Annotated in this window: 17 protein-coding genes and 2 pseudogenes; 9 read left to right on the top strand and 10 right to left on the bottom strand. The window is 34.5% G+C overall.

What is annotated here, in order from left to right; genetic code table 11:
* Nucleotides 1–14 precede the first annotated feature (14 nt).
* Nucleotides 15–1,028, bottom strand: a complete 1,014-nt coding sequence (locus tag UtA1_RS03820; RefSeq protein ID WP_096550086.1) for a tripartite tricarboxylate transporter substrate binding protein — start codon at nucleotides 1,026–1,028, stop codon at nucleotides 15–17.
* Nucleotides 1,029–1,437: 409 nt separating this feature from the next.
* Between UtA1_RS03820 and UtA1_RS03815 the strand changes: the two genes are divergently transcribed.
* Both UtA1_RS03815 and UtA1_RS03810 read left to right on the top strand, forming a co-directional pair.
* On the top strand, nucleotides 1,438–3,021 hold the full coding sequence (locus UtA1_RS03815; protein ID WP_096550085.1) for an ATP-binding protein: 1,584 nt from the start codon (nucleotides 1,438–1,440) through the stop codon (nucleotides 3,019–3,021).
* 3 nt (nucleotides 3,022–3,024) lie between these two features.
* Entirely contained in the window at nucleotides 3,025–3,699 is a 675-nt protein-coding gene (locus UtA1_RS03810; protein ID WP_096550084.1) for a response regulator, read from the top strand.
* 165 nt (nucleotides 3,700–3,864) lie between these two features.
* On the opposite strand, the gene UtA1_RS16980 is transcribed toward UtA1_RS03810, so the two are convergent.
* Nucleotides 3,865–4,008, bottom strand: a complete 144-nt coding sequence (locus UtA1_RS16980; protein ID WP_172597779.1) for a hypothetical protein — start codon at nucleotides 4,006–4,008, stop codon at nucleotides 3,865–3,867.
* 474 nt (nucleotides 4,009–4,482) lie between these two features.
* Nucleotides 4,483–4,551: pseudogene (gene rpsI, locus UtA1_RS03800) on the bottom strand (30S ribosomal protein S9); the annotation flags it as partial.
* A gap of 352 nt (nucleotides 4,552–4,903) precedes the next feature.
* Between rpsI and istA (UtA1_RS03795) the strand changes: the two are divergent.
* The 6 genes from istA (UtA1_RS03795) to UtA1_RS03775 all read left to right on the top strand — a co-directional run bounded on the left by istA (UtA1_RS03795) (nucleotide 4,904) and on the right by UtA1_RS03775 (nucleotide 10,656).
* Nucleotides 4,904–6,028: an IS21 family transposase gene (gene istA / locus UtA1_RS03795; RefSeq protein ID WP_232019835.1), complete on the top strand. Its 1,125-nt coding sequence runs from the start codon at nucleotides 4,904–4,906 to the stop codon at nucleotides 6,026–6,028.
* A 9-nt stretch (nucleotides 6,029–6,037) separates the two neighbouring features.
* Nucleotides 6,038–6,436 (top strand): hypothetical protein, encoded by a 399-nt coding sequence (locus UtA1_RS17610; protein ID WP_232019834.1) that lies wholly within the window; start codon nucleotides 6,038–6,040, stop codon nucleotides 6,434–6,436.
* Nucleotides 6,433–7,188: an IS21-like element helper ATPase IstB gene (istB, locus tag UtA1_RS03790; protein ID WP_016839664.1), complete on the top strand. Its 756-nt coding sequence runs from the start codon at nucleotides 6,433–6,435 to the stop codon at nucleotides 7,186–7,188. Before UtA1_RS17610 ends, istB (UtA1_RS03790) begins: the two co-directional genes overlap by 4 nt.
* Before the next feature lie 1,082 nt (nucleotides 7,189–8,270).
* Nucleotides 8,271–9,395, top strand: coding sequence for an IS4 family transposase (locus UtA1_RS03785; protein WP_096550083.1), 1,125 nt, complete (start codon nucleotides 8,271–8,273; stop codon nucleotides 9,393–9,395).
* Between the two features lie 185 nt (nucleotides 9,396–9,580).
* The gene (locus tag UtA1_RS03780) at nucleotides 9,581–10,039 is read left to right on the top strand and encodes a hypothetical protein (RefSeq protein ID WP_096550082.1); all 459 of its coding nucleotides are present in this window, start codon (nucleotides 9,581–9,583) and stop codon (nucleotides 10,037–10,039) included.
* Between the two features lie 47 nt (nucleotides 10,040–10,086).
* Nucleotides 10,087–10,656, top strand: a complete 570-nt coding sequence (locus UtA1_RS03775) for a hypothetical protein (protein ID WP_016839623.1) — start codon at nucleotides 10,087–10,089, stop codon at nucleotides 10,654–10,656.
* 625 nt (nucleotides 10,657–11,281) lie between these two features.
* On the opposite strand, the gene UtA1_RS03770 is transcribed toward UtA1_RS03775, so the two are convergent.
* Together UtA1_RS03770 and UtA1_RS03765 are read right to left on the bottom strand one after the other, a co-directional pair.
* Nucleotides 11,282–11,935, bottom strand: a complete 654-nt coding sequence (locus UtA1_RS03770) for an IS3 family transposase (protein WP_096550081.1) — start codon at nucleotides 11,933–11,935, stop codon at nucleotides 11,282–11,284.
* The gene (locus tag UtA1_RS03765) at nucleotides 11,892–12,119 is read right to left on the bottom strand and encodes a hypothetical protein (RefSeq protein WP_016839621.1); all 228 of its coding nucleotides are present in this window, start codon (nucleotides 12,117–12,119) and stop codon (nucleotides 11,892–11,894) included. The genes UtA1_RS03770 and UtA1_RS03765 overlap by 44 nt, the downstream gene beginning before the upstream one ends.
* Nucleotides 12,120–12,192: 73 nt before the next feature.
* Here UtA1_RS03765 and istA (UtA1_RS03760) point away from each other — a divergent pair, with 73 nt between their 5' ends.
* Nucleotides 12,193–13,698: an IS21 family transposase gene (gene istA / locus UtA1_RS03760; RefSeq protein WP_016839620.1), complete on the top strand. Its 1,506-nt coding sequence runs from the start codon at nucleotides 12,193–12,195 to the stop codon at nucleotides 13,696–13,698.
* Between the two features lie 54 nt (nucleotides 13,699–13,752).
* Here the strand turns inward: istA (UtA1_RS03760) and UtA1_RS03755 are convergent, their stop codons facing one another.
* The 5 genes and pseudogenes from UtA1_RS03755 to istA (UtA1_RS03735) form a co-directional block, all read right to left on the bottom strand.
* Nucleotides 13,753–14,241 (bottom strand): ATP-binding protein, encoded by a 489-nt coding sequence (locus UtA1_RS03755; protein WP_016839619.1) that lies wholly within the window; start codon nucleotides 14,239–14,241, stop codon nucleotides 13,753–13,755.
* Entirely contained in the window at nucleotides 14,234–15,760 is a 1,527-nt protein-coding gene (gene istA, locus UtA1_RS03750; RefSeq protein ID WP_232019932.1) for an IS21 family transposase, read from the bottom strand. Before istA (UtA1_RS03750) ends, UtA1_RS03755 begins: the two co-directional genes overlap by 8 nt.
* Nucleotides 15,761–15,844: 84 nt before the next feature.
* Nucleotides 15,845–16,393: pseudogene (locus UtA1_RS03745) on the bottom strand (transposase); the annotation flags it as partial.
* Nucleotides 16,394–16,442: 49 nt separating this feature from the next.
* Complete coding sequence (istB, locus tag UtA1_RS03740) at nucleotides 16,443–17,168, bottom strand: IS21-like element helper ATPase IstB (protein ID WP_016839616.1); 726 nt, start codon at nucleotides 17,166–17,168, stop codon at nucleotides 16,443–16,445.
* Nucleotides 17,161–18,591: an IS21 family transposase gene (gene istA / locus UtA1_RS03735; RefSeq protein ID WP_016839615.1), complete on the bottom strand. Its 1,431-nt coding sequence runs from the start codon at nucleotides 18,589–18,591 to the stop codon at nucleotides 17,161–17,163. The genes istB (UtA1_RS03740) and istA (UtA1_RS03735) overlap by 8 nt, the downstream gene beginning before the upstream one ends.
* Between the last annotated feature and the right edge of the window lie 51 nt (nucleotides 18,592–18,642).

Below are 18,642 nucleotides of genomic sequence, written 5' to 3'. Positions count from 1 at the left end.
TACCTCCTGTATTATTATTTGTGCATACCTAAAGCTTTGAGTAAGTCGCTAATTACCACTTCTTGTTCTTCTAAGAATTTCTCAAAATCTTCTCCGCTTTTAAATTCTTGTTGCCAGCCATTGCGAGCTAAATCTTCTTTCCATTCCTCTGTTTCATTTAAAGCTGTAAGTTTTTCAATCCAATATTCTTTTGCTTCTTGAGACATTTCTTTTGGACCAAAAATTCCACGCCAAATTGTAAATTCAGTATCTAATCCTAATTCTTTTAAAGTCGGCACATCTTCCAAACCTTCAATTGAAACTCTTTCAGGAGCTGTTACAGCTAATACGCGAACTTGTCCGCTTTTCACATATTGTGAAATTGTAGAAACGTCTGTACCAATGGCATCTGCATTTCCACCTAATAAGGCTACGGATTCTCCACCGCCATCAAAAGAAACATACTTAACAGATTTTGGGTCGATTCCATATTTATAAACCGGCAAAATCGTAATCAGATGGTCCATAGAACCTGGAGATGAAGCACCAGCTAATGTAACGGATTTCGGATCTCGTTTAATGTCTTCTAATAAATCAAATAAAGTTTGGTATTTAGAATCAGCTTTTACAGCGATTGCGCCATAGTCTTTTGTTAACTGAGCTAATGGAGTTGTATCTCTGAATCCAAATTGACTATTACCTTCAGCTTTTAAGTTATTGATAATAATTGGTGGTGACTTAACCATTAACATGTAATCATTATTGGCTTCTTTTGTAGCAAATGTAGCCATAAAAGTGACACCGCCGCCACCAGGTTTGTTTTCAACAACGATTGGTTTTTCTACTAATTTTGTTTCAGATAAGTTTTTGGCAATTGCACGGGCTGTTAAATCCCATCCCCCACCAGCACTTGTTGGAGCAACAATGGTAATTGTGCTGTTTGGATAATTCCCTTTACCTGAACCGGAAGAACTTCCTTCGCTCTTCCCACATGCCGTTAATAAAACAGCTACTATGCTGATTATCAAAAACGTAACCCACTTCTTCATGAATTTTTCCTCCCCTTTTTTGAATCGTAAACGCTTTTGTAAACGCTTATATCGTTATTAAAATACACACCACATATTTTTTAAATATTTAGAAAATAAACTCTTTTTTATCTATAATTGCAATAAAAATCATATTGTTCACGGGAACATTATTTTCTTCTATCGATGGAATTGTCAGGGAGCGAAGGCATGGAAGGTGAACACTCGGAGAAATTGTTGATGAAACTTACCAATATGAGGATAAAGGGGACTATATATAAATCGCTAAGAGCGAAAAGTAAGTAGCTATTATAGGTGTTTTTTAAATATAATATCTATCAGAACATTTTTCAGAATTAGAAAAAATTTAGTGAACAATGGGAATTTAATAGTCAATACATTAAAAATAGACTGTATGGGGAGTGATGTTATGTATGGTGAATCGATAAAGGACTATTTTATAAAATATAATTTTATATTCGCTTTAATCATCATTTTAATTATGCTTGTGTTTGGTTTTATCAATTTAAGTGAAGCCGTTAAAAATGAATTGGGCAAGCGCGCCCTAAGTTCAGCACAATTAGTCGCTGAACATCCCGTTGTTATCGAAGGATTGAAAAAATCGGAGCCCACGCCAGAACTGCAACAATTCACCACAGACATAAAGGAGCAGATAGGTGCTGAATATGTTGTCCTTGGGGATGAAAACGGCATCCGTTATACCCATCCGGATGTTAATAAAATAGGCAAAAAAATGGTGGGCAATGATAACTACCGCGCTTTAGTCAAAGGGGAATCCTATGTCTCCATCGCGGAAGGTTCACTGGGAAAAGCTTTACGGGGAAAAGCTCCCGTGAAAGATGAGAATGGTGACATTATTGGTGTTGTATCGGTTGGATTTTTGTATGACCAAATTTATGAAATGAATCTCAATTATTTCAAATATTTAGCCATTGGTTTAATCTTAATCTTTTTCGTTGTTATTTTGGTTTCAACTTTTTTAGCAACAGGCATTAAAAAAGAATTACTTGATTATGAACCTTCAGAAATTAGTTTATTGTTGAAGGAGAAAAATGCCATTTTAGAATCAATTCATGAAGGAATTATTATCTTAGATAGTAATAAATGTATTACATATGTCAATAAGCGCGCTTTAGAAATTTTAAATTTAGATAGTACCATCGTAAACAAAAATATCATGGAGGTTTTTGAAGATCGGAATATCGATCATATGATTTCCAGCGGCAAACCGGAATTGAATCGATCTATCCGTTATAAAGAGGAAAAAATCATATTTAATAGCGTGCCTTATAGAAATAATGAGGAACTGGAAGGAGCCATCATTAGCTTTAAATTATTTGATGATGTAGATTTAATTGCAAGGGAATTATCTCAGGTAAAGACATATATTGAATCATTGCGTGCCCAAACACATGAATTCAATAACTTTTTGTATACCCTTTCTGGACTAATCGAGTTGGAAGAATATGAGGAAGTGCAAAGGCTCATTAATAAAGAGCGTATTGGCAATAACACTTTACTGGCATTTATCACCAAACATATTAAAGACTCTTTTTTAATTGGTTTAATTATTGGTTTTTATAATCGTGCTAAAGAATTAAAAGTCAACTTAATCTTGGATGAGGACAGTTATTGTGGGAAGCTGACGACCATAAGCGATAAACATATTATTATCTCGATTTTAGGAAATTTAGTAATTAATGCTTTTGAAGCAGTGGAACATCTAGATGTTGAAAATCGCGTTGTTCGCATTTATATCCGTGAGCTAAAAAATGAACTGATTTTTGAAGTTGAAGATTCCGGGGATGGCATTGATTATTCAATGTTAAATACTTATACGCAAAAAAGAATTTCTACAAAAAATCCGGAAAACCGGGGCTATGGATTATCAATTGTTTTAGAAAGCATAGAAAAATTGAATGGAAATATTACATTAGAAAAAGGGGATCTAGGCGGAGCTTTATTTTACATTTGTATACCAAAAGGGGTGTGAACATTGAATATCGAAGTTTTAGTTGTAGATGACGATATTCGTATTGCCAATATTCACGAGAAATTCATCAATAAAATTGAGGGATTTACTACTGTGGGGATATCTAACGATGTGGAAGAAACTAAAATCTGGTTAGAAACGCTGAAACCTGATTTAGTTTTATTGGACATCTATTTTCCTGAAAAATTAGGTACAGAGTTAATTGAATACATTAAAAAGAAAAAATTGCCTGTTGATATCATTTTAATAACAGCAGCTTCTGAAGTAGACATTGTAAAGATGGCCTATAACAGCGGAGTAGTCGATTTTCTGCTGAAACCATTAACTTTTCAACAATTCAAAGAATGTTTAGAACGTTATCGGGCGAAAAAAATCCTTTTATCATCCAACACGAAATTAAGTAAAGAAGATATTAATAAGTTATGGAATAATACTTCAACTACAATAAAAGAATTGAATCCAAAAGGAATCGACGAAGTAACGAAAGAGAAGATTTTAAATTATTTAAAAACCACGAAAGAAGGTATTACCGCTGAGGGATTGGCGAAAAATCTTGGATTGAGCAGAAGCACTGCCAGAAGATATCTGGAATTTTTATATAATGAAGGCATTATCAAAGTGGAATACTTATATGGAAAAATTGGAAGACCTGAACGTTATTATACATTCATAGGTTAATAAAGCGACTATAATGATGTCGTCCGGTGAACTCCAAGAATCAAAAAATCTTGTCTGATCATCAAAAGTGCATCAAAAACATATTTCCTTAATCGAGTAGGAGGGAGCGATTAACTCCCGTCCTCTCACACCACCGTACGTACGGTTCCGTATACGGCGGTTCAATTAAGATGATTGACGCAAGTCTTTATAACTTCCGTGAATAGCTGTTCTCTTTATGCCAGTGGTCACTCCACCCTCCAAGAGGTCTCCCACGGGATTCACCGCTTCCTTCCTCAAGTGAGGTACTACGTTTTCTGTGTTCATCACGACTCACTGAATGCCAAGGGCTATTCTCTCTTAATTGTTCGGTCCTTCTTAGTAGTTCTAAACCAACTAATACTATGACCTCTGCTGACTTCTGACGGTTCAGCTACTTATCACTAAGTAGGTTATGAAGCGTACTTCACATATCCGCCAGACCTCCCCGGGTAAGAATGTAATCTTTCCTTCCATCTATCTGCTTCATTTACTCTGTACCACCTTTGGCAGAAAGGACTTTGTTTTGTTTAGCAAACTCATCCAATGATACCTAGCCTTATATGAAGTTCGTGTTCCTCAGACCGGAAGTTTGCCGCTCGCTTCCTTCAGATTCCGCGTCACCACGGACACCCTTGCGTTAAGCTAACTGTTACTTCTGCCTTCACAGTTCGGGACTTACACCCTATAGATTACACCCATGCCAGGCGCACTAAAAACAGCCTTCTTCTCTTGTCCGAGAAGAAGGCTGTAAACGTTGATAAATTAACGTTTTGAGAATTGTGGTGCGCGACGAGCGCCTTTGAGACCGTATTTTTTACGTTCTTTTATTCGCAAATTTTACTACTTTATATAAACTTACACAGGACCTTGATATATCAATTTTTTATAGTTTTGTAGAATAAATCATAATTTTTATATTTTAATATAAAAATTACAGTCAATTTACATTCAATTTATAGTCCCCTACATTCATTCTTTTTATTCACATAAAGACATTTTAATATATCCACAAATATATATACGTATATTAAATTGTAAACGCTAAACTAGAATCAACAGTTTTCCACAAATAGAACTCAACAGAATTCCCCAAATAAGATTAAACAGTTTCCCCACCATCAATCACTTTCAAATATACTGTTACTAGTCTATTGAAAGTGAGGAATTAGGAGTGAACAGATTTATGCTTTACATCGAGATTCATCGTTTATACAAAGAGGGATTCTCCAAGAGTGCTATTGCAAGAAAACTAAATATTTCAAGAAATAGAGTGATAGATTATTTGAATATGAGTACTGATGAGTTTGAAGAATTTTTAAGTACATTACGTACAAGAGAAAAGAAACTAGACCCTTATCATGATCAAATTCTAGGGTGGTTGAAGGAACATCCTGATTTAACTGCTGCACAAGTTTATGATTGGTTGGAAGAAAAGTTAGGTTTCAGGGAAGTCGCTGAGAACACTGTACGAAATTATTTAAACGAAATGAGGGATTACTATCGGATTCCAAAGGTAAAGGTTCAGAGGACATATAGTGTAGTTCCAGAATTACCAATGGGAAAACAGGCTCAAGTGGATTTTGGACAAACTACCGTCAAAAACAGACAAGGTGAGAATAAAAAGTTGTATTTTATCGCATTTGTTTTATCACATTCAAGATATAAATATGTAGAATGGCTCGATCGACCTTTTCGTACTTCCGATATGATTCGAATGCATGAAAATGCATTTGAATACTTTGGAGGAATGCCAGAAGAAATGGTCTATGACCAAGATGCGTTATTAGCAGTTAGTGAAAATGCAGGTGATTTAATTCTTACAGCTGAATTTACTAAATATCATCATACCCGTAAATTTAATGTTTATTTATGTAGAAAGAGTGATCCGGAATCAAAAGGTAAAATTGAACAGGTTGTGAAATTTGTAAAAAATAATTTTAGCAAAAATCGAGTATTCGATCATCTTTCAGATTGGAATCAATCGTGCCACGCTTGGTTGAAAAGAACAGGAAACTATAAAGTTCATCATAATACGAAAAAGAGACCTTCTGAAGTGCACGCCCTGGAAAAGCAACACTTAAAGAAAGTCTCTGGTACTTACATTTTCGCAAATGTTTCAACTCCAAGTATAACAAGAAATATCCATAAGGACAATGTTATTCGTTATGAAGGAAATCGATATAGCGTTCCTAAAGGAACATATAGAGCAGATGCCCCAAATCTTGCTTATTTACAAGAAGAGGATGGTTGGTTAATTATTCGACTGAAAGAAACTGGGATGGAGTTAGCAAAGCACCGAATATCCTAAGGAAAAGGATTGATTATTACAGATCCCTCCCATCGGGAACATAGCACAAGTAAACGAGATCTTTTAATTCATCAAATTCAAGAAACATTCATAGATAAAGAGAATATTCAATGGTTAATACACAAATTGAAAGAACGATATCCACGTCATTTAGTGGATCAACTCAAAGTACTACAACAAGCCATCAGAATTTACCCAAATCATTGTGAGGAAGCTTTATCTGAAATGAAGAAACTTGGAATGACCAGTGCAAATGATTTTCGGGATATTGCACATGCATTATCTGTACAATATCAAAAAAGTTCACCTAAAATCGTTGAATTGAATGAGAAGTATAAAGATTTATCAGCACCAGAACGATCCGAAGACATTTATTTAAAAGTCTTATCTGGAGGTGAAAATGAATGAATCATCATCCCTATGAAATTTTACAAGATAAATGTCGTACCTTGCGCCTCGCTGAGACGGCTAAAGAATTACCGAATTTACTCCGTGAAGCTGAAGCAAAGAATTGGACATATCATGAACTGGTTTATGAAATCTTAAGCTATGAGATGCGATGTAGAGAGCAGAAAAATAATGAGAGATTAATGAAATGGGCAGAGTTCCCAGAAATATTGACGTTTGATACCTATGATTTGAAGGAACAAACAGCTCTTGGTGAAAAACAACTAAATGTATTAAAAGAACTGAATTGGATTGAAGAATTTTTTACTTTAATTTTGATGGGACCAACAGGAGCAGGAAAAACACATTTATCCGTTGCATTAGGAATACACGCTGTGGAGAGAGGATACAAAGTATCCTTTGTCTCCATGAATCAGCTTATGTATATTTTAAAAACAAAAGAATATATCAATAAATCTAAAATACGCTACAAACGTATTATAGCTTCGGATTTAATTATTATTGATGATGTCATGTACATGACTTACGAGACTCAGGAAGCCAATCTATTTTTCCAGTTTATCTATGATTTATATGATAAAGCAGCATTCATTCTAACCTCTAATAAAGGGCCAAATGAATGGGGAAAATTTCTTGGTGATCCTACTTTAACAACAGCTATACTTGACCGTTTATTACATAGGAGTGAAATTATCACTTTCGATAACGAAACGGATAGCATTCGTATGAAATACAGAAAGGTATTATTTTAATTTAGCAAACTGTTGAATCTTAATTGTAGAAAACTGTTTAAAATTATTTGTGGAAAATTGTTTAATTCTACTTGACGGTTACATAAATTCACCTGTATATTCATACATTTATATATCCTATACCTGTATATTTACATATCTATATATGATATATTTGTAGACTTGTTTATTTATATACCCATATATTGATATATCCGTATACATGGTTATTTTAGCGTCTCATTGTAGAATGATAACGCAAAATTCATTAGACCCAATACCCTCAACATTTTGAGTTATTCTCCTCTATGTAGAATAACTCAAAAACAACTCAAACTAACGTTCTATTCTGGTGCTTATTGGTGCAATTTTTAGGCAAAAAATATCAGTAAGCATGTTTATAGGAATGGGTGAGTTTTTTAACTAAGGATAAAAAACACCTAAAAAGTGTAGCTATTTTTGCATACGAATTAACTTTCATGAATGTATGGAAACGGCGGGAGTCGAACCACTTTTACACAAAATAACTACAGATCAATAAATAATTAGAAGTATTTTTGCACAAATCAAAATACATCAAATGCCATTCTAAATGCCATCTACAAAATGTTGTTGGGGGCAAGTTTAAAATTTATAATAATTTCTACACATAAGTAAACTTTAAATGTTGGATCACTTATTTTAACCGTCACACTTGAAAGAATAGAAACTCTTTCAATTACTATAAAACTATAAAAATGTTGTTATTACTAATATTTTCCTTATTTAGAAAATGATTTACACTTTATTACATAATCTATATTTTACAAAATTGGTAATTATATACTATTCCTTGTATTAACTGGTTGATTTTATAATATAAATAACTCGAGTTATAAATGGTACTATGCATAGTAATAACTAAAATATTTTTATAGGGTGGTAGATAAATATGAGTACAATAAAAAAATTTTTAATATATTTTTCCACTAGTGTCGCATAAAAAATATCAATAGACATAATAAATCTGAATTTTCTGTAACTATATTTTTCCATAAAAAAATCCTTTATAATGGTTTGGTGGTAGTAAACCTATCCAAATCCAATATAAAGGAATCACGATTATGGATAAGTTTACACGAAAAACATCATTTGAACAATGGTTTTCACCAATTAATTTCAACTTATTTGACGATATGGTGAAAGCCTATCATTTAGATTACTATACAAAGAAGCTTTATATGGCTTCATTTCTGAAATTACTGTTGTACGCTCAATTACATGAAACCGAGAGTTTGCGAGCTTTAAGTGACGCTGTTTTTTCTGAAGAATTACAACGTGCAACAGGTCTTCCATCGATTAGCTTTTCCCAATTAGGAAGACGAATCAATGCCATTCCAACGGTTTTCTTTCAATCGATTTTTCTTGATTTAGTGGCTCAAATTCATGAGAAAACACATTTTCAAAAGCGAAGAAAGCTGACAACGCCACTAAAAATCATTGATTCGAGTACGTTGCCACTGAATTTGACGAACCACAAATGGGCAGAGTTCCGAAAAACAAAATCGGGCGTGAAGCTTCACTTGCGTCTTGTATTCATGGAAAAAAGACTTTCTTATCCCGACAAGGCCGTACTGACAAACGCAATCGAACATGATCGTGGTCAATTAGAGGTATTCATTGATGATCAAGAATGCCTGTACGTGTTCGATCGTGGATACTTAGATTATGAGCGATTTGACCGTATGACGGATGATGGGTATTTCTTTGTTTCACGTTTACGAAAAAACGCTGTCGTCCGTGTGTTAGAACGATTTTCGTTACCTGAAGATTCGCCTGTATTCTCCGATGAAATGGTGGTTATTGGAACCACGCAAAATCGTTCTGAAAACGCGTTCCGTCTCATCAAATTGTTGGATACAAAAGGAAATGAACTTCATTTACTGACGAATCGTTTTGATATGGATGCAGATGAAATCGCTGAAATCTATAAGTCACGTTGGGCCATTGAACTCTTTTTCAAATGGATGAAACAACACTTGAATATCAAGAAGTTCTACGGCCACAGTGAACAAGCCGTACACAACCAAGTATACGTAGCGATGATTGTATACTGTTTAAATGTGTTAGCTCAGTTGAACACTAATAGTGACCGAAGTACGTTACAAATAAGTCGATATTTGAAAGCAGCTTTATGGAAATCTGCACACATTTGGTTACGGAAAATCGAAGGGATGAGCGTTCCTTAAAGGTTGATTTGTCGTTGTTGCACTCGTCTTAAGCTATAGGTAAAAAATGGATGTTTACTACCTTTATTTAGGTGTTTTCGTTTTTCGCTAATTTTCCAGAAAAATAAAATCTGAAATTTCAAAACTTATTTATGCGACGCTAGTGATATTTTTCAGTTTTAATATTATTAGTATCAAACATTCCAATGGTTAATGCTCAGGAAAATAATAACTTAGAAAAGGAATCTTTCATAGTAAACGAAAAAGAGTTCTTAGTTGAAACGGATAACTCAGTACAGCCTGCTGCTTTACCATTACTTGTAGTACCAGCAATTGCTATCTCTGATTATGTTTGGGAAGCAGCAGGATTAACTGTAGCAGCTGGAGTTTATCAATTATGGTTGAAAGAACCAACTTTAGTTGAAAATATTAATATAGCATACAAAGCAATTCCAAAAAAACTATTAAATAATGATGGTTATGTAGATTTGGGTAAATTTACCGATAAAGTAAATGGGAAAACTGCCTATAAAGATCCAAAAACGGGATGGCAAATAGATAAAGATACAGCAGGACATGGAGGTAGAAAATGGAAACTAAAAGATAATAAAGGAAATACTGTTGCTTCATTAGATGAAAAAGGAAAAATATTGAATAGATATTAAGATAGAAAAGTGGTGTTTATTATAAATTGAAAGAGAACTATAATAATATGACATATAAAGAAATAATTGCTTCATTTAATCTTTCAATTCCATTTGATAGTGATGGATTTATTAATGAAGAAGAGCTTTTCAATTTATATCCAGAAAATTTTGTATTGATAGATCGTTTTCCAATGATAATTAATAAAACTATGGAATGGTTTTCTCCACTAGATGTTTTTTTTACTCGAAAAGAGCAAACAGTAAATGAATATTTTGAAGTTGAAAGAAAATATATCAATACTTTAACAATATTGTCCTGCTATAGTCCGTTATGGGTACAAAGCTCTTTTTACTTCTCAAAAAGATTACCAGATTACCTCTCTGAGGAAGAAAGAAATTACCTTATAAAAATTAAGGATTATCTATTCATTCAAGTTAATACCCCCATAGAATTAGCATGTCTCTTAAAACTGAGCCTTAGAGGGTATGAACAAACTATAATCTATTTACCAGAATTAAAGGTGATTGCTTGGGTAAATGAATTAATAGTTTCTCTATATTATCAAGATGAAAAATCTAGAAAGCTTATTGAGATGATTACTACAACTGAAGGATTATATTTAAGAAAAAAATAAGTATTATTTATTATTTGAACTATTTTTTAAATGCCATCTAACCTATTTTCATATATAATTGCAGAGGCAGCTGCCCAGAAAGTGAAATGGTCCCTATTAAATAAATAGATAAAAAATCATCTCTCATTAATAGAGGCTCTATAATATTTGGTGTTGGTGAGAAAAACCAGCACCAATTTTTTGTAAAAAGGAAGGGACTGTCCAGAAAGTCAATCACTTTCTGAACAGCCTCAATTTTTATATTAATATTCTCTTAAAAAACTTTTCTCTTGTTATGGTAACATCAAAATATCATCATCCTTATCACAAGGAAGGAGTGGAATGTCAACATTAAATTGAACAATATTTATAAGGGTTGGCCTAGTTTAAGAATTCTTGCTCTCCTTAAAAATATTTCTTATGTTCCAAGTGGCTTGACATGGAGCCTCTACGGGCATGACTCTCGAGCCAAGGAACCAGCTTTATAATATGGCTGGCTCTGCCAATCAAGGCAGTCATGCCCACCTCTCCATGTAAAGCCTTTCTTCAATTAGATGTTTTCTTATCCCTTGCTTTGCCCATATTTTTGCTTATACTCTACTGGTGTTAAATAACCTAATGTTTCATGAATTTGTATGTGATTGCACTAGTCAACATGATCCCACATTTCGATGGTGAGTTGTTCAAGTGTTTGGAAGGTTTTCTGATACACAAATTCAATTTTGAAACTTTTAAATGTTGCTTCTGCTACGGCATTGTCATATGGACATCCTTTGGTACTTAAAGATCGCTGGATACAAAATGTTTCAATTGCTTCAACGATTAATTGATTGTTAAATTCTGAACCACGATCTGTATGGAATAATTGGACATTCATTAAATTCCCTTGAATGCTACTTAACGCCTTATAGACTAAGTTGGTATCTTTGTTTAGTCCTACACTTGTACCTACAATTTCCCTATTGAACAGGTCGACAAATAAACATACATAGTTCCACCTTTTTCCGACACGTACGTATGTTAAATCACTGACCAGTACAGAGAGTTTCTTTTCTTGTTGAAATGCTCGGTTTAAAATATTGGCGATTTTGGCTTCATTACTTTGTTTTTTCGGTGGTTTGTAATAGGCAACCGTATAGTTTGACACCAAATTTAACTGCTTCATGATTCGACCAATTCGGCGACTTGAAACAATCTTTTCTTTCTTTTCTAATTCTTTTTTGATTTTACGAGTACCATAGTTATTGCGACTTTGCTTAAAAATCTTGTAAATAAGCTTCTTCAGCCTGTCTTTCATCATCTTCACGTTTCTTTATGTGATGATAATAGGTACTTCTTGGAATTAGTAGGACGTCACACATTGTGACTGTCGCTTCGCTTTCGTCACATAAAACATTTGCTGATACCGAATGTATTTGATAATTTAATTTTGAGCCATTTTTAAGGCTTTCGATTACATATAAAATGAGCCACCCTATTTCCAATTTTTATCTTCCCTCTTAAGATTGAGTAATTCCGAATACTCAATCGAAGGAGAGATAAAAAAGGATGATTAAGATGGCTCAATTTCATATTATCAAATATCTATATGAGGTAGAAGGTTTATCTCAACGAAAAATAGCTAATAAACTTGGCATCTCAAGAAATACTGTAAGTAAATATTTGAAATCGAATCAGCCACCAACCATTATTCAACGTGAAAAGTCCTATGGAAAGAAGGAATTCTCAAGTGAAACGAAACGAATATTGCCTATTATCGATCAATGGCTTGAAGAAGATTTCAAACGATGGGGAAAACAGAGACATACAGCTGCGAATATTCATCGAAGGCTCGTTCGTGAATATGGTTTTAAGGAGTCTGAATCCAACATTAGAAAAATTGTGAGAGAACGCAAGAAAGTACTACAAGAAGTCTTCATTCCACTTGAATTCCAACTCGGCCACCAATTCCCATTCGACTGGGGAGAGGCGGATATTATTCTTCAGGGTAAAAAACGACGCGTTTTCCTCTTTTACGCTCAACTTTCGGCAAGTCGTGTACGTTTTGTCAGAGCGTATCTCCACGAAAAACAAGAGGCTTTCTTAGATGGCTTTGTTCATGCGTTTGAATTTTTTGGAGGTATCCCTACAGAAGGACTCTTTGATAATTTAAAAACATCTGTGCAGAAAATTCTTCAAGGAAGAAATCACTTAGAGCAGGAATCATTTCTGGCTTTACAAACCCATTATCTCTTTAAAGCAGAATTCTGTAATCCTAGCTCAGGTAATGAAAAAGGACGAGTTGAAGGTTCCGTTGGTTATGTACGAAGAAATGCTTTGGTGCCTGAACCTGAAGTTCAATCGATTGAAGAATTAAATGAATACTTATTCCATTGGTGTTTGGAAGATGCTAAGGAAAGAAAAGTTCCTCATTCCAACGAATTAGTTGTTGAAATGTGGGAAAAAGAAAAAGAATACCTTCATCCTCTCCCAGAACAACGATTTGAAGCCTGTAGGCTTGTTTCTCCCATTAATAAAACATTAGAAACCTATGATTTTAGCTTAATGCCCAGTTTAAACAAAAATCGATTGATGAAACTTGCAAAAGGTGAGTTTGTGGAAAGGAAAGAGAATATTATTTTCTTAGGCAATAGTGGTACTGGTAAAACTCACCTCGCAATCGCTCTTGGGATGGAAATGATTCTGAACGGCTACAAAGTAAAATTTACAACTGCCTACGAATTAGTGGAACAATTACTCATCTCCAACGACGAACATAAGCTAGGTGCATTTGAAAACAAGTGGCTCAAATATGATGTAATCATCGTGGATGAATTAGGGTATGTTCCGTTTTCTAAGATTGGAGTCGAATTACTGTTTCAGTTCTTTTCCAATCGTTATGAACGTGGCAGTGTAATGATTACAACTAATCTAGAATTCTCTGAATGGACAAATCTGTTTGGTAATGAAAAAATTACGACTGCATTACTAGATCGCTTAACTCATAAAGCACATATCCTTTTGCTTAATGGTGAACCCTATCGTTTCAGAGAAAGTTTAAAACATCGAAAAACAGAAGAATAATAATCAATCCACAAGGAGTGAGAGGATAATGTCCCTCTCCAAGGCATGATCTCCTCACTCCAAATTCTCCATTTTGTAAATTTCATTCAGTAAGTGGCTCAATTTTATATTGACAAAAACAATTAAATCTCCCATGGTGACAAAATATACTTGATATCCTTTTTCAATCGCTTCAATTCCCAAACCAACCGATAATAATGTTTTTCCCGCTCCTGGCGGACCAAGCAAGATGATATTGTAAGTTTGTTCAATCCACTGATACTCCCGGAGCTGTTTTAACTGACGTTCTGTAATCGCTGTTTGCTCGTTTATATCAAACGTTTCGATCGGTTTATGGAATGGAAAACGAGCCCAGTTTAATCGCTTTTGAATACTTTTTTCTTCGCGCCTTTTTAATTCAAATGTAGTCAGCTCCTCTAAAAATTCTAAATATGTCCATGAGGATTGCTCTGCTTTGCGAAGGAGCTCGGGGAGCTCCTCCGCTGTCTCTGCTAACCGCAATTGTTTAAAGGCTTGTTGAATTTCCGTGACACTCTTACTCATGCATATTTCCTCCCATTCGTTGAATGTAGTCCTTCAAATCTCTTGTTTCTACAGGTATTGAAACAGAGGTGGCGGATGCTACATGAATTTTGGGAATGGGATGCAATTGTTGCCGTTTTAAATAATCCACAACATCACGAAAGGCATTCGCACTATACAATTTTTCACCCATACACTTCTCAAGTGCAGCTGAAATCCATTGGGGATTCTCTTCGGCTACTTTTTTTAATAAAAGTAATTGGTCACGGCGATAACGCCCATAAATATGACAAATTTCCTCAATATACTGTTTTGCTTTTTCTTCTCTTTGAAAAAGGTTCAATACATGTCGTTTAAGTGCTTCTATTGATTTAGAACGATCTCTCGTATGATTCGTATTTTTAATCAGCTTTCCTTTTTCTGAACTAATTGTATGTTTGGCAAGAATCTCACCTGTAGTTGAGTTTACTATGATTAGTTGTTGCCCGTTGATTTGTAGCTTCACTTGAGGACACTTCGTGTATGTGCCAATCGGCACTGAATATCGATTCGATTGAAAACGAATCGTGTTGTCCTTATTCACATTCCTTGTTATAATTTCTGTAGGGTTGCTTTCAACTTCTGAAAGCGGTGAAGAGATTTTTCGTAAGTGTTGCTTTTCCAGGAGAAACACTTCGAAAGGTCTCTTTTTTATGGTTTGATGCACTTTGTAATTACCCGTTCGTTCTAGCCATTTCCACGCTTTTTCATTCCAATCTTCAATCGTTGAAAAAACACGATGAAGAGCGAAATTCTTTTTCACATACTTCACTACATTTTCAATTTTTCCTTTTGATTCTGGATCAGCCTTTCTACAAAGGTAAACCTTAAATTTTCGTTCCTTTACATACTTTTGAAATTCTTTTGTTAAAATAATGTCTCCTGCATTTTCATTCACTGCAATTAGATTGTCTTGACCATAAACAATTTCTTCGGTTACTCCTTCAAAAAATCGAAATGCATTTTCATGACAACGAATGGTATCCTGTGTAGTAAAAGGACGGTCCTGCCACTCCATATACTTTTGCCGAGAATGAGCCAACACAAAGGCAATAAAATAAAGCTTTATTTCTTTTTTCTGAGTGTTTTTCTGAATTGTTTGGCCCCAATCAACTTGCATCTGTTTGCCTGGTGGTTGCTCGACAACTGCTTCGTATTCTCTAGGTTCATTTGTTTTTTCAATATGATAGATTTCTCTCATTTCATTGACATATCTTCGAACAGTGCTTTCTCCAACTACAATGTCAGGAAACCTTTCTTGAAGCCAATCTAAAATTTGCGCTCCACTGATACTTGGATATTCTTGTAACCAATTCACAATCCAATCCCGATAGGGATCTAATTTTTTCTTTCGCTCAATTAGACCAAATTCTTCAACCGCTTCTTCAAATGTCATACTTAAATACTTATAAACTGTATTACGAGAAATTTTTAACTGCTTTGCAATTTGTGAAATTCGTAATTTCCTATCATGCAAGCGGTGAATATCTACATATAACACTAACTTCTCCTCCATTAGTACAGCCTCCAATAAACTAAAACTACTAGTTTACTAGAAGTGTATTGAATAGTGAAAAAGTGTTCAATCCAAATGAGCAAATTCTGTTGATTCTATTTTAGCGTTTACAAATTGAAAGTATTCCTTTAAATAAGCGTTTACGCGTTCGACTGCTGTACGTTCTTGATAAAGCAGTTTCCATCGTTCTGTCCCACGTGCTGGATAGGTAAATTTACGGATATCTATATCACATTTGATTTTGAAAACTTTTTGGCAAAGGGTGTCTTCTCGTAATGGGCAAGTTGCACATTCCTTTGGACGTGTGAATTTTAATGTATTGTACTTAGCGTCAAAACTGTCATATTGGTAACTATGTTCACGCACACAGGTTGGACGAAAATGTTCATCGAATCCTATATATTCTCCTTCTCGGCGAACGTTGTAAGGAATCACGACTCGCATGGACTGTGATACGGCTTGACGGTAAATAGGTTCAACATCATAACCAGCATCAAATATAGCTATTGTAAATTGACCGTTTCCTAAGTGATGAAGTTTTTTCAATAATGGAATCGCAGCTTTACAATCACTTAAATTACCTGAGGACATCAAACGAGTTGTATTTTGCAAGATAAAAGTGCAGAGAATTGCAATGAAAAATGCAGAGTGTTGCCACCCATTATTTTTACTGTTTTCTCGACAATGCATTCGCTAAACGGAAGCTCTGTCCCGTATAAGAGATGATGTGGGCATGGTGAATTAATCGATCCACCAGAGCTGCCGTTAAACGCGAATCTGAAAAAATACGATTCCACTGACTAAACTCTAAATTTGACGTAATAATCAAACTTTTTTGTTCATAAAACTCTGAAATAATTTGAAAAAGTAACTCTGCTCCTTCTTTTCCAATTGGAAGATAACCCATTTCATCCAATATCATTAAATCATTTTTTTCTAACTTCTTTCTAAATTGCTTTAGTTTCCCTATATTCAAAGCCTGTTCCAATTCTTCAACTAGATGCGAAACTCGATAAAAGCGTACTTCAAAACCTTGTTCACAAGCTCTTCTACCAAGTGCGGATGCTAAATGTGTTTTACCTGTTCCAGGTGCTCCTACTAAAATGACATTCTCTTTTTTTCGAATAAAATCAAGTTGCACCAACTCTTCTTTGGATAGATGGCTAGGTAAACAAATATCTTTGTGCCATTCATAGCTCTCTAATGTTTTCATATCGATAAATCGGGCATTTTTTAAATTTCTTGCAACTTTTGCTTGTTCTCTACCTTCTTGTTCTTTTAATAAAAGCTGGTAAATATATTCTTCCGGTGTTGTAAATGGAACTTCGTGTATTGCTTCAGCGATATATGCTAATCGCAATTGTTTACACAATTGTAAAATGGCATTATTCATGACCAGATTCCCCCGTTCCTTTTGGAGATAGTGCATCATAATCAGTCCATTTTACACCGTAAGGATGTTCTTGTTCTTCTGTGTTGTTTCCAATTAATTCGTAAAAGTTCTGATTAATCTCCTTCATATCATGGTTTATTAAAAGTGTAATCAATTCATTTATTCGTTGTTTTCTCAATGAGTAAGAAGGGACCGTTAAATATTCCTTTATACGAGTTGGTAAGTAACCTGAATATCGTGAATAATCAACTACTAGGGGCTTTTTCAACCAATCTTTTAATATATCTTTCCAAGGAATGAAACGTCGTTTCTTCATATATGGTCTTGCATCTGATAATAAAATTTCTCCTTCATTTGTAATCACTTTGAATGAATCCCAATACGTAATGCAATATAACTGTACATAACTACGCGCTCTAGGCACATGAATTAAATGCTTATCCAATTTAAACTCATTATATTTATTAAACTTGATTGGAAATTGTTTAAATACTGGATACGGCTCTTTTGGTAATTTGTTTAATTGCTTTTGCTCTTGTTGCCATAAATCCTCAATGAGTTCTCCCTTTTCATAATGTAGTCGATTACGATCGTCCTTCAATTGTTTCTTTAGTTTCTCCGTTAAATCTTCAAAGTCTTTTATAACTGGTGGTAAGCTGAAGAAGTTATATCGAACATAACCCACTTTATTTTCCACATTTCCTTTTTCATTACCTCTCGATGGATTACACACTTGTACCTTAAAGCCATAATAGTTTTGAAAATGGCGAAATGCTTCTGTTAATTCAGCTTCTGTATCACCGTTACGTACTTTTTTGACCGCAGGTGTTAAATTATCAATTCGAATACTAAGGGGCACTCCACCAGCTTGCTTAAACAGTTCTTGTAATCCACCTAAGAAACACTCTAAATTTTCTCCAGGCATCGGTATCGCAAACCCTGTATTACTTGCCGGGAACGTCATCACTAAAACATGAACATCGACAATCTCTCCGTCTTGCACAGCTTCCATTACGCCAAAATCTAATTGTGCTTCTCCTTCTGGATGGTCTAATCGCTCATGTCCTTTACTGATTTCATCATCTTCTCTGGCACGCCATTCTTGAATAAAATTACAAACTGTTCTATAGGACCCTTGAAAGCCCATCTCTTTTAAATCTTCAACAATTTTTTTGTTTGTTCGACGAAGTTTTTTCTTTAACTTGAGATCTTCCTCAAGCCAGTCTATAACGATTTGTCCCCATTTCTCTTCATACATCATCCCTTTTTTAATATGCTTTTTTTCTTGAGGTAATTGATCGCCATCACCATACTTCTTGGCGGTACGCCAATTCACATTCATAGTTTCTGCAATTTTGGAAATAGACAATCCTTTTTCATTTCTTAAAGTTTTGATACAATTAATTTCAGACATTGCTAGCATCCTTTCAAACCACCACTGGTAAAATTCGACACTTTTACAGTAGAGGGACTT

It is taken from the genome of Ureibacillus thermosphaericus, from assembly GCF_002370195.2.
GTDB classification, from domain to species: domain Bacteria; phylum Bacillota; class Bacilli; order Bacillales_A; family Planococcaceae; genus Ureibacillus; species Ureibacillus thermosphaericus.
This window is presented reverse-complemented; position numbering and strand designations above follow the sequence as displayed.

Excerpts from the sequence above, each read along its gene's own strand:
- UtA1_RS03820 (WP_096550086.1), bottom strand. The coding sequence starts at position 1,028 with ATGAAGAAGTGGGTTACGTTTTTGATAATCAGCATAGTAGCTGTTTTA.
- UtA1_RS03815 (WP_096550085.1), top strand. The coding sequence starts at position 1,438 with ATGTATGGTGAATCGATAAAGGACTATTTTATAAAATATAATTTTATA.
- istA (WP_232019835.1), top strand. The coding sequence starts at position 4,904 with ATGCTTTACATCGAGATTCATCGTTTATACAAAGAGGGATTCTCCAAG.
- istB (WP_016839664.1), top strand. The coding sequence starts at position 6,433 with ATGAATCATCATCCCTATGAAATTTTACAAGATAAATGTCGTACCTTG.
- UtA1_RS03785 (WP_096550083.1), top strand. The coding sequence starts at position 8,271 with ATGGATAAGTTTACACGAAAAACATCATTTGAACAATGGTTTTCACCA.
- UtA1_RS03780 (WP_096550082.1), top strand. The coding sequence starts at position 9,581 with ATGGTTAATGCTCAGGAAAATAATAACTTAGAAAAGGAATCTTTCATA.
- UtA1_RS03775 (WP_016839623.1), top strand. The coding sequence starts at position 10,087 with ATGACATATAAAGAAATAATTGCTTCATTTAATCTTTCAATTCCATTT.
- UtA1_RS03770 (WP_096550081.1), bottom strand. The coding sequence starts at position 11,935 with ATGATGAAAGACAGGCTGAAGAAGCTTATTTACAAGATTTTTAAGCAA.
- istA (WP_016839620.1), top strand. The coding sequence starts at position 12,193 with ATGGCTCAATTTCATATTATCAAATATCTATATGAGGTAGAAGGTTTA.
- UtA1_RS03755 (WP_016839619.1), bottom strand. The coding sequence starts at position 14,241 with ATGAGTAAGAGTGTCACGGAAATTCAACAAGCCTTTAAACAATTGCGG.
- istB (WP_016839616.1), bottom strand. The coding sequence starts at position 17,168 with ATGAATAATGCCATTTTACAATTGTGTAAACAATTGCGATTAGCATAT.
- istA (WP_016839615.1), bottom strand. The coding sequence starts at position 18,591 with ATGCTAGCAATGTCTGAAATTAATTGTATCAAAACTTTAAGAAATGAA.